Source organism: Streptomyces sp. Isolate_45 (genome assembly GCF_024721315.2).
GTDB lineage: Bacteria > Actinomycetota > Actinomycetes > Streptomycetales > Streptomycetaceae > Streptomyces.
Map to the genome: position 1 here is coordinate 1 of NZ_JANFAK020000228.1, position 10,692 is coordinate 10,692.

The following is a 10,692-nucleotide window of genomic DNA, read 5'->3' on the forward strand; positions in this document are numbered from 1 at the left end:
CCCCCCCCCCCCCCCCCCCCCCCCCCCCCCCCCCCCCCCCCCCCCCCCCCCCCCCCCCCCCCCCCCCCCCGGGCGGGTCCTACTGGTCCTGCGGGTGGTGGGCCGGGATCGGGGGGAGCTCGCCGGTCTGCTCGTAGGCGGTGAGCATGTCGATGCGGCGGGTGTGGCGCTCGGCCTCGGAGTACGGGGTCTTCAGGAAGGCGTCGATGAAGCTGATCACCTCGTCCTGGGTGTGCATGCGGCCGCCGACGGAGATGACGTTGGCGTTGTTGTGCTCGCGGCCCAGCTCGGCGGTCTGGACGCTCCAGGCCAGGATGGCGCGGATGCCCTTCACCTTGTTCGCGGCGATCTGCTCGCCGTTGCCGGAGCCGCCGATGACGATGCCGAGGCTGTCGGCGTCCGCGGCGGTCTTCTCCGCGGCGCGCAGGCAGAACGGCGGGTAGTCGTCGACTTCGTCGTAGATGTGGGGCCCGCAGTCGACGGGCTCGTGGCCGTTGTTCTTGAGCCAGTCCACCAGGGTGTTCTTGAGCTCAAAACCGGCATGGTCGGATCCGAGGTACACGCGCATGGGTCGAGTGTGGCATGCGGACGGTCGAAGGCCGGTGGAGGGGTGTCGCGTAGGTCACTCCGGAAGCTCAAATAATCCACAACAACGCAGATGGGGCGCGGCGGGACGAAGGTCCGGGACTTCGTGCCCCAGGCAACGATACGGAATAGGGTCTTCCGTCCCGGCGGCGTGTCGGGTTTGAATGCCGGGGCTCGAAACCCGAGAACCTAAGGATCCGTCCATGAGCTCCACGACGACCCTTCAGAAGGCAGGCGACCCCTCCGGCAACCCCGGTGACGGCCAGCCCTCCGACGGACTTAAGGCCGGTCTCAAGAACCGCCACCTTTCCATGATCGCCATCGGCGGCGTCATCGGCGCCGGCCTGTTCGTAGGCTCCGGCGGCGGCATCGCCAAGGCCGGCCCCGCCATCCTCGTGTCGTACTTCCTCGTCGGCGCGATGGTCGTCTTCGTGATGCGGATGCTCGGCGAGATGGCCGCGGCGAGCCCGAACTCGGGCTCCTTCTCCGCCTACGCCGACCGCGCGCTCGGCCGCTGGGCCGGCTTCTCCATCGGCTGGCTGTACTGGTTCTTCTGGGTCGTCGTGCTGGCCGTCGAGGCCACCGCCGGCGCCGTCATCCTCGAAGGCTGGGTCCCGGCCGTCCCGCAGTGGGCCTGGGCACTGATCGTGATGGTCGTGCTGACGATCACGAACCTCGGCTCGGTCGCCTCGTACGGCGAGTTCGAGTTCTGGTTCGCCGGGATCAAGGTCGTCGCCATCGGCGCGTTCGTGGTCATCGGCATGCTGGCCGTCTTCGGCGTCCTGCCCGGTTCGGACAACCCCGGCGCGGGCTTCGCGCACCTGACCGACACCGGCGGGTTCGCGCCCAACGGCTTGGGCGCCATCCTCACCGGTGTGCTGATGGTCGTCTTCTCCTTCATGGGCAGCGAGATCGTCACCCTGGCGGCCGGCGAGTCCGAGGACCCGCGCCGCGCGGTCACCAAGGCCACCAACTCGGTGATCTGGCGCATCGGCATCTTCTACCTGGGTTCGATCTTCGTCGTCCTCACCCTGCTGCCGTGGAACGACAAGTCGATCGTCGACAAGGGCTCGTACGTCGCCGCCCTGGACTCGATCGGCATCGCGCACGCCGGCCAGATCATGAACGTGATCGTCCTGACGGCCGTGCTGTCCTGCCTGAACTCGGGCCTCTACACCGCTTCGCGCATGGCGTTCTCGCTCGGTGAGCGCGGCGACGCGCCCAAGGCGTTCGCCAAGGTCAACAAGCGGGGCGTGCCCGTGGCCGCCATCCTGGGCTCCGTGGTCTTCGGCTTCGCCGCCGTCTACTTCAACTACGCCTTCAAGGACACCGTCTTCAACTTCCTGCTGAACTCCTCGGGCGCCATCGCGCTGTTCGTCTGGCTGGTGATCTGCTTCACCCAGCTGCGGATGCGCGGGATCCTGATGCGCGAGGCGCCGGAGAAGGTCACCGTCAAGATGTGGCTCTTCCCCTACCTGACGTGGGCGACCGCCGCGATGATCACCTTCGTCCTGGTCTACATGGTCTTCGACGACGCCAACCGGCAGGTCGTGCTGCTGTCGCTGGCCGTGGCGGGCGTGGTCGTCGCGATCGGCGCGATCCGCGACGCCGTCCGCCGCAAGGCCGTCGCGGCCGCGTAGTACTGCCCGGGCGGACCGGACACGGACCGCACGCCTGCTCGCGAAACAGCCCCGGACCGCGCTCGCGGTCCGGGGCTGTCGTGCGGGTGCGGCGCGGGGTTCAGCCCCGGCGGCCCAGCAGCTTCCAGGCCGTCGGCAGGACGCCCATGGCCAGCGCGGCCTTGAGGGCGTCGCCGATCAGGAACGGGACCATGCCCGTCGCGACGGCCGTGCCGAGCGACATCCCGGTGACGCCCATCAGGTACGGCACGCCCACCGCGTAGACCACCGCCGAGCCGAGGACCATCGCCCCGGCCGTACGGAGCACCGAGCGGTCGGCGCCGCGCCGCGCGAGCGCGCCCACGAGGGTGGCGGCCAGCAGCATGCCGAGCACGTAGCCGAAGGTGGCGCCGCCCGCGCCGGAGGCGCCGTTGGCGAACCACGGGACCCCGGCCATGCCGACCAGCGTGTACAGCGCGAGGGAGAGGAAGCCGCGGCCCGCGCCGAGGGCGGTGCCCACCAGCAGGGCGGCGAAGGTCTGGCCGGTGATCGGCGCGGCCAGCCCGTCGACCTTGACGGCGATCTGGGCGGCGACGCCGGTGAGCGCGGCTCCGCCGACGACCAGCGCGATGTCGCGGACGCGGCTCGCGGGCAGCAGGTCGGCGAGGACGGCGCCGGGCCGGAAGGAAACGGAAGCAGTGCTCATCGTGGGGCTCCGCGAGGTGGTGATCGGTGGGGACACCGTGACGTTAGTCCGCGGCCCGCCGCCGCCCCACCGTCGTCCGACACAAAGCCGTACTGCCCGGTTTCGTGGGGAGTGGACAAAGGTCCCGACCTACACCCGAGTTGAAGTGATCCGCATCACGGCCGACATTCGACGCCACGCCCTTTTTGCTCCGACGGGTGTCCTCCAGCCAGACTGTAGGTTCCCGCCAATCCTCCCTGTGCAGCCCCCAGCGCCGCTTGGCCGACCGAGAGTGCGAGCATCCTCATGCGCGACCGCCTGCCCGACCCGCCCCTCACCGAGGACGGTCTCCAGGAACCCCTGAGCCACAGCCTCAAGCAGCGCCACCTGACCATGCTTGGCCTCGGCGGCGTGATCGGCGCCGGGCTGTTCGTCGGCTCCGGCGCCGGCATCGGCATCGCCGGCCCGGCGATCATCCTGTCGTACCTCCTCGCGGGCGTGCTCGCGATGCTGGTCATGCGGATGCTCGGCGAGATGTCCGCCGCGATGCCCGCCTCCGGCTCCTTCTCCGTCTACGCGCAGAAGGCCCTCGGGCGCTGGGCCGGCTTCTCGGCGGGCTGGCTGTACTGGTTCCTGCTGGTCGTGGTGCTCGCCGTGGAGGCGACCGGCGCCGCGAAGATCGCGAACGGCTGGCTGCCCTCGGTCGACCAGTGGGTGTGGGTGCTGGTCTTCATGGTGGTGTTCACGATCTGCAACCTGGCGGCCGTGCGGAACTTCGGTGAGTTCGAGTTCTGGTTCGCAGCCCTCAAGGTCGGCGCGATCGTGCTGTTCCTGATCCTCGGCACGCTCGCGATCTTCGGGCTGCTGCCGGACACCGACCCGGTGGGCATGGCCAACCTGACCGGCCACGGCGGCTTCTTCCCCGCCGGAATGGGCGGCGTCGTCGCCGGCATGCTCGCGGTCGTCTTCGCCTTCGGCGGTCTGGAGGTCGTCACCATCGCGGCCGCCGAGTCCGACGACCCCGCCCGGTCGGTGGCCCGCGCCGTGCGCAGCGCCGTGTGGCGCATCCTCTTCTTCTACGTCGGCTCGATGCTGGTCATCGTGACCCTGCTGCCCTGGGATTCGCTGGAGCCCGGGCAGAGCCCGTACGTGGCCGTGCTCGATTCGATCGGCATTCCGGCGGCCGGTCAGATCATGAACATCGTGGTGTTCGTGGCGCTGCTGTCGGCGCTCAACGCGAACCTGTACGGCTCCTCGCGCATGGTGTTCTCCCTCGCCGAGCGCGGCGAGGCCCCGCGGTCGCTGCTGAAGGTGTCCGGCGGCGGCGTGCCGCGCCGGGCCGTGTTCGCGTCGGTGGCCTTCGGCTTCGTGTCCGTGGTGCTGAACCTGCTGTGGCCGGACACCGTGTTCCTCTACATGCTCAACGCGGTCGGCGCGGTGCTGCTGTTCGTGTGGGCGCTGATCGCGGTCTCGCAGTTGAAGCTGCGCGGCATGCTGGAACGGGAGATGCCGGAGCGGCTGACGCTGCGGATGTGGCTGTTCCCGTACCTGACCTGGGCGGCGCTGGTCGGGATGGCGGCGGTGCTGGTCCTGATGCTGTTCGACGACTCGGCGCGGCCGCAGCTGCTGTGGTCCTCGGGCGCGGCGGCGGCGGTGCTGCTGGTGGCGTGGCTGCGGGAGGTCCGGGCGCGGCGGGCCGGCGCCTGATCCCCTTCCGCCCCGTCAGGACCCCCGCGCCCCTTCGGCGCGGGGGTCCTCGCGCGTTCGGGGGTGCGGCGGCGGGCTCCGCGCGGCGGGGGCGAGCGTGGGGTCGCGATCACGATCCGTGAACCAGTTGTCCGGATACCGGACACCGAACGTCCGGTGAGCGGACGCTCGGCACACTGGGGGGCATCGTTCGACCTCCCGCACACCGGACAGGCGCACCCCCATGAGCAGCCACAGCGGCACCCTCGCACCCCCAGAGCCCCAGCAGGACGACACCGGGTCCCCCCTCGGCAACGGCCTGAAGCAGCGGCACCTTTCGATGATCGCCCTCGGCGGGGTCATCGGCGCCGGCCTCTTCGTCGGCTCCGGCGCGGGCATCGCGGCCGCGGGACCCTCGATCGTCCTCGCGTACGCCGCGTCCGGGCTGCTCGTGATGTTCGTGATGCGGATGCTCGGCGAGATGTCCGCCGCCAACCCCGCCTCCGGCTCCTTCTCGGTGCACGCCGACCGCGCCATCGGGCCCTGGGCCGGTTTCACCGCGGGCTGGATGTTCTGGACGCTGCTGTGCGTGGGCGTGGCCATCGAGGCGATCGGCGCGGCGCACATCATGACGGGGTGGTTCCCCGGGACGCCCTCGTGGATGTGGGTGTTGGTGTTCATGGCGCTGTTCTGCGGCAGCAACCTGGCCGCGGTCTCCAACTTCGGCGAGTTCGAGTTCTGGTTCGCCGCCCTCAAGATCGGCGCCATCGCGCTCTTCCTCGGCCTGGGCGTGCTGGCCGTCCTCGGCCTGCTGCCCGGCACCGCCTCCCCCGGCTCGGCGAACCTCCTGCACGACGGCGGCTTCCTGCCCAACGGCGTCGACGGCCTGCTGGTCGGCCTGCTCGCCTCGGTCGTCGCGTACGGCGGCCTGGAGACGGTCACCATCGCCGCCGCCGAGTCCGACGACCCGGTGAAGGGGGTCGCCAAGGCCGTGCGGACCACCATGTGGCGGATCGCGATCGTCTACGTCGGCTCGATGCTGGTGATCGTGACCCTGCTGCCGTGGAACGACCCGGCCGTCACGGAGACCGGGCCGTACGCGGCGACCCTGGACCACCTGGGCATCCCGGCGGCCGGCCAGATCATGAACGTGGTCATCCTGATCGCCCTGCTGTCCGCGATGAACGCCAACATCTACGGCTCCTCGCGGATGGCCTACTCCCTGGTCTCCCGGGGCCAGGGCCCCAAGGCGCTCGGCAAGGTCACCGGCCGGGTCCCGCGCCGGGCGGTGCTGGCCTCCTCCGGCTTCGGCTTCGTCACCGTCCTGCTGTCGTACTGGTACCCGGACACCCTCTTCGCCTGGCTGCTGAACATGGTCGGCGGGGTCATCCTCGTGGTCTGGGGCTTCATCGCCGTCTCGCAGTTCGTACTGCGCCGCCGTACCGAGCGCGACGCCCCCGAGACGCTGGTCGTGCGGATGTGGGGCTTCCCGTACCTGACCTGGGTGGCGTTGGCCGGGGTCGCCGGGGTGCTGGTCCTGATGGCGTGGGACGAGGACACCCGGGTGCAGGTGATCTTCACCGGCGGGCTGACGGTGGCCCTCGCCGTCAGCGGCTACGTGATGCAGCGCCGGGCGGCGGCCCGCGCGGGGGCCTGACCGGGGGCGCGCGAAAACCGCGTAACACCCCAACAGATCGGCACGTCGGAGGCCGGGTTCATGCGATCGCATGGGCCCGGCCTCCGGCGTTGCGGAGGTGCCGACAAGAGAGGTGACCCTTACTCGTGAGGTGGAATAGATACTGCTAGCGTGCAGTTGCGCATTAATTGCAATTAGCGATTGGCACGCTGAGGGGACCGGATACACGCATGGCCATCTACACGCTTCCTGAGCTTCCTTACGACTACGCGGCGCTCGAACCCGTGATCAACCCGCAGATCATCGAGCTGCACCACGACAAGCACCACGCTGCCTACGTGACGGGTGCCAACAACACCCTGGAGCAGCTGGAAGAGGCGCGCGACAAGGAGAATTGGGGCGCCCTCAACGGCCTGGAGAAGAACCTCGCGTTCCACCTCTCCGGCCACATCCTCCACAGCATCTACTGGCACAACATGGCCAGCCCGAAGACCGGTGAGGGCGGCGGCGAGCCGACCGCGGCCGACGGTCTCGGCGACCTGACCGACGCGATCACCGAGTCCTTCGGCTCCTTCGCGAAGTTCAAGAAGCAGCTGACGTTCGCGGCCTCCGCGACCCAGGGCTCCGGCTGGGGCGTGCTCGCGTACGAGCCCGTCAGCGGCCGTCTGGTCGTCGAGCAGGTCTACGACCACCAGGGCAACGTGGGCATCGCCAGCACCCCGGTCCTCGTCTTCGACGCCTGGGAGCACGCCTTCTACCTGCAGTACAAGAACCAGAAGGTCGACTTCATCGAGGCCATGTGGAACGTCGTCAACTGGCAGGACGTGGCCAAGCGCTACGCCGACGCCAAGGCGAACACCCCGCTGCTGATCCCCGCCAAGGGCTGATCGGCACGCCCCAGCCGTCCGCCTCGTGATCGTCTTCTCAACCTTCACGGCGGACGTTTCCACCGGAAGGCCCCCGCGAGGACATGACTCGCGGGGGCCTTCTGCGCACTGCTCCGGGCGGACTACTCGAAGCTCGGGCCCTTGTCGCGGGTCCGCTTGATCTCGAAGAAGCCCGGGGTGGAGGCGACGAGCAGGGTGCCGTCCCACAGGCGGGCCGCGTCGTCGCCGCGCGGGGTCGGGGTGACGACCGGGCCGAAGAAGGCCACGTCCGCGCCGTCGGCGCCGGGCACCGAGATCACCGGGGTGCCGACCTCCTGGCCGACCCGGTTGATCCCGTCGTTGTGGGACGCGCGCAGCTCGGCGTCGTACTCGTCGGAGGTCCCGAAGTCGGCGAGCTCGGCCGGCAGGCCGACCTCGGCCAGCGCCTCGGCGACGACCTCGGCGGTGTTGCCGCGGCCCTCGTTGTGGATGCGGGTGCCGAGCGCGGTGTAGAGCTTGCCCGTGATCTCCTTGCCGTGCTTCTGCTGCGCGGCCGTCACCACCCGGACCGGTATCCAGGCCTCGGGGCCGAGCAGCTTGCGGTAGTTCTCGGGCAGCTCGTGGAGCTTGTCCTCGTTCAGGACGCCCAGGCTCATCACGTGCCAGCGGACCTCGACGTCACGGACCTTCTCGACCTCCAGCATCCAGCGGGACGTCATCCAGGCCCAGGGGCAGAGCGGGTCGAACCAGAAGTCGACCGGGGTCTTCTCGCTCACCTGCGTGTCGGCCATGTCTCTCCTCGTGTCAAAAACAAGCCATTGCCCAGCACCATCCCCTGCGCCAACCAGACCGGGAGCACCCGCATTCCCCGTGGGAGGATTCGAACCGAAGAACACGATCACGCACGAAGGAGTGCACGTGCCCGGAGAGAATCTGTCCCGCGACGAGGCCCACGTACGGGCCGAGCTGTTGTCCGTCGACGGGTACGAGGTGGTCCTCGACCTGATGTCCGCGGTGGACGAGGCCGAACCGGCCGACGGCCCCCGGACGTTCCGTTCGGTGACGACCGTCCGCTTCCGGGCCGCGACCCCCGGCGCCTCCTCGTTCGCGGACCTGATCGCCCCCTCGGTGAACTCGGTCACCCTCAACGGGCGGCGGCTGGACCCGGGCTCGGTCTTCGACGGGACGCGGATCGCCCTCGACGGGCTGGCCGCAGAGAACGTCCTCGTGGTCGACGCGAACTGCGCCTACAGCCGCACGGGCGAGGGCATGCACCGGTTCGTGGACCCGCAGGACGGCGAGGTCTACCTCTACACCCAATACGAGCCGGCGGACGCCCGCCGGGTATACGCGAACTTCGAGCAGCCCGACCTGAAGGCCCCGTACCGCTTCGAGGTGACCGCGCCCGAGGGCTGGCAGGTGTGGAGCAACGGCGTCGAGGAGTCCCGTGAGGGCCTGACCCGGCGCTTCGCCGAGACCGCGCCGATCTCCACGTACATCACCTGCGTGGTGGCCGGCCCGTACCACTACGTCACGGACACCTACACGCGCGGGGACCTGACGATCCCGCTGGGCGCGATGTGCCGCAAGGGGCTGGCCGAGCACTTCGACGCGGACGACGTCTTCCTCGTCACCAAGCAGGGCTTCGACCTCTTCCACGAGATCTTCGACTACCCGTACCCGTTCGGGAAGTACGACCAGGCGTTCGTGCCGGAGTACAACCTGGGCGCGATGGAGAACCCGGGGATGGTGACGTTCCGCGAGGAGTACATCTTCCGCGGGAAGGTCACGCAGGCCTCCTACGAGCGGCGCGCGAACGTCATCCTGCACGAGATGGCGCACATGTGGTTCGGCGACCTGGTCACCATGAAGTGGTGGGACGACCTGTGGCTGAAGGAGTCCTTCGCGGACTTCATGGGCTCCTTCGGGCTCGTCGAGGCCACCCGCTTCGACCAGGCGTGGGTCACCTTCGCCAACAGCCGCAAGGCCTGGGCCTACCGGGCCGACCAGCTGCCGTCCACGCACCCGATCACGGCCGACATCCGTGACCTGGAGGACGCCAAGCTGAACTTCGACGGGATCACCTACGCCAAGGGCGCGGCCGTGCTCAAGCAGCTCGTCGCGTACGTGGGTCGGGAGGCGTTCCTGGAGGGCGCGCGGCGCTACTTCAAGGCCCACGCCTACGGGAACACCACGCTGGACGACCTGCTGTCGGTGCTCGGCGAGGTCTCCGGCCGGGACATGGCCGAGTGGTCGCGCGCCTGGCTCCAGACGGCCGGTGTGAACGCGCTGACCCCGGTGGTGACCTGCGACGCGGGCGGCCGCGTCACCGAGCTGGCGGTGCTCCAGGACGGCGACGAGCCGCGCCCCCATCGGGTCGCGGTGGGTCTGTACCGGCTGGAGACCGACGGCGCCCTGGTCCGCTACGCGCGGGCCGAGGCGGACGTCGCGGGCACCCGTACGGTCGTCGCCGAGCTGGCCGGGTCCGAGCGGCCCGACCTGGTCCTGGTGAACGACGAGGACCTCACCTACTGCAAGATCCGCTTCGACGAGGTCTCCCTGGCGACGCTCCGGTCCCACCTGGGCGGCCTGACGGATCCGCTCGCCCGGGCCCTGTGCTGGTCGGCGCTGTGGAACCTGACCCGCGACGGGCTGATGCCGGCCCGGGACTTCCTCGCGCTCCTGCTCGCGCACGCGGGCCGGGAGACCGACGTGGGCGTCCTCCAGATGCTGCACGTCCAGGCGCTGACCTCGGTCAACCGCTACACGGCGCCCGAGCTGCGCGAGCAGCGCGGCCGGGAGCTGGCGGCCGGCGCGCTGCGCGAGCTGCGGCTGGCCGAACCGGGCTCGGAGCACCAGCTGACCTGGGCGCGGTTCTTCGCGGCGAGCGCCGCCACCGAGGGCGACCACCAACTGCTGCTCGGCCTGCTGGACGGGAGCGCGCGGATCGACGGCCTGGAGGTGGACCAGGAGCTGCGCTGGGACTTCCTGCTGCCGCTGACGGCGCACGGCTCGGTGGACGAGGCCGTCCTGGCCGCCGAACTGGTCCGCGACGACACGGCGTCGGGCAAGCAGCACCAGGTGCGCTGCCTGGCGGCGCGACCGTCGGCGGCGGTCAAGGACCAGGCGTGGGCGGCGACCGTCGAATCGGACGCCCTGTCGAACGCGCTGGTGGAGGCGACGATCTCGGGGATGCAGCAGTCCTCCCAGCGGGACCTGCTGGCGGCCTACGCGGACCGCTACTTCGAGGTGATCGAGCGGGTCTGGGCGGACCGTTCGATCCAGATCGGGATCCACGTGGTGCGGGGCCTGTACCCCTCGCTCCAGGACGCGCCGGCCACGGTCGCGGCGACCGACGCCTGGCTCACGTCCCACCCGGACGCGGCGCCGGCCCTGCGGCGGCTGGTGTTGGAATCCCTGGACGACCTGGCCCGGGCCCTGCGGGCCCAGGCCTGCGACGCGGCGGCGGGCTGACGGAGCGGCCGGCCCGGAGAGGGCCGGCGCGAGCCGCGCGGCGAGCGGGGGGGGGGGGGGGGGGGGGGGCCCCCCCCCCGCCCCCCCCCCCCCCCCCACAAAACACACACCCCCGCCCCCCCCCCCCCCAACCCACCCCCC

8 protein-coding genes are annotated in these 10,692 nt (G+C 70.4%); 5 read left to right on the forward strand and 3 right to left on the reverse strand.

From position 1 onward, the window contains the following. Positions 1–79: 79 nt before the first annotated feature. A complete protein-coding gene (locus NOD94_RS37795; protein ID WP_281210771.1) occupies positions 80–568 on the reverse strand; it encodes a ribose-5-phosphate isomerase in 489 nt (162 codons plus the stop codon). 220 nt (positions 569–788) lie between these two features. Here NOD94_RS37795 and NOD94_RS37800 point away from each other — a divergent pair, with 220 nt between their 5' ends. Beyond that, positions 789–2,225, forward strand: a complete 1,437-nt coding sequence (locus tag NOD94_RS37800; protein WP_281210772.1) for an amino acid permease — start codon at positions 789–791, stop codon at positions 2,223–2,225. Positions 2,226–2,325: 100 nt separating this feature from the next. Here the strand turns inward: NOD94_RS37800 and NOD94_RS37805 are convergent, their stop codons facing one another. Continuing rightward, a complete protein-coding gene (locus tag NOD94_RS37805) occupies positions 2,326–2,910 on the reverse strand; it encodes a biotin transporter BioY (protein ID WP_281210773.1) in 585 nt (194 codons plus the stop codon). Positions 2,911–3,195: 285 nt separating this feature from the next. On the opposite strand from NOD94_RS37805, the gene NOD94_RS37810 reads away from it, so the two are divergent. From NOD94_RS37810 to NOD94_RS37820, 3 genes are all read left to right on the forward strand, one after another. Continuing rightward, positions 3,196–4,596, forward strand: coding sequence for an amino acid permease (locus tag NOD94_RS37810; protein WP_281210774.1), 1,401 nt, complete (start codon positions 3,196–3,198; stop codon positions 4,594–4,596). A 223-nt stretch (positions 4,597–4,819) separates the two neighbouring features. Beyond that, entirely contained in the window at positions 4,820–6,232 is a 1,413-nt protein-coding gene (locus NOD94_RS37815) for an amino acid permease (protein WP_281210775.1), read from the forward strand. 209 nt (positions 6,233–6,441) lie between these two features. Next, complete coding sequence (locus NOD94_RS37820; protein ID WP_281210776.1) at positions 6,442–7,098, forward strand: superoxide dismutase; 657 nt, start codon at positions 6,442–6,444, stop codon at positions 7,096–7,098. Between the two features lie 122 nt (positions 7,099–7,220). Here the strand turns inward: NOD94_RS37820 and NOD94_RS37825 are convergent, their stop codons facing one another. Further along, positions 7,221–7,868 carry a DsbA family protein gene (locus tag NOD94_RS37825; RefSeq protein ID WP_281210777.1) on the reverse strand — a complete coding sequence of 216 codons (648 nt, stop codon included), beginning with the start codon at positions 7,866–7,868 and terminating at the stop codon, positions 7,221–7,223. A gap of 127 nt (positions 7,869–7,995) precedes the next feature. Here NOD94_RS37825 and pepN point away from each other — a divergent pair, with 127 nt between their 5' ends. Continuing rightward, the gene (gene pepN, locus NOD94_RS37830; RefSeq protein WP_281210778.1) at positions 7,996–10,551 is read left to right on the forward strand and encodes an aminopeptidase N; all 2,556 of its coding nucleotides are present in this window, start codon (positions 7,996–7,998) and stop codon (positions 10,549–10,551) included. Positions 10,552–10,692 lie beyond the last annotated feature (141 nt).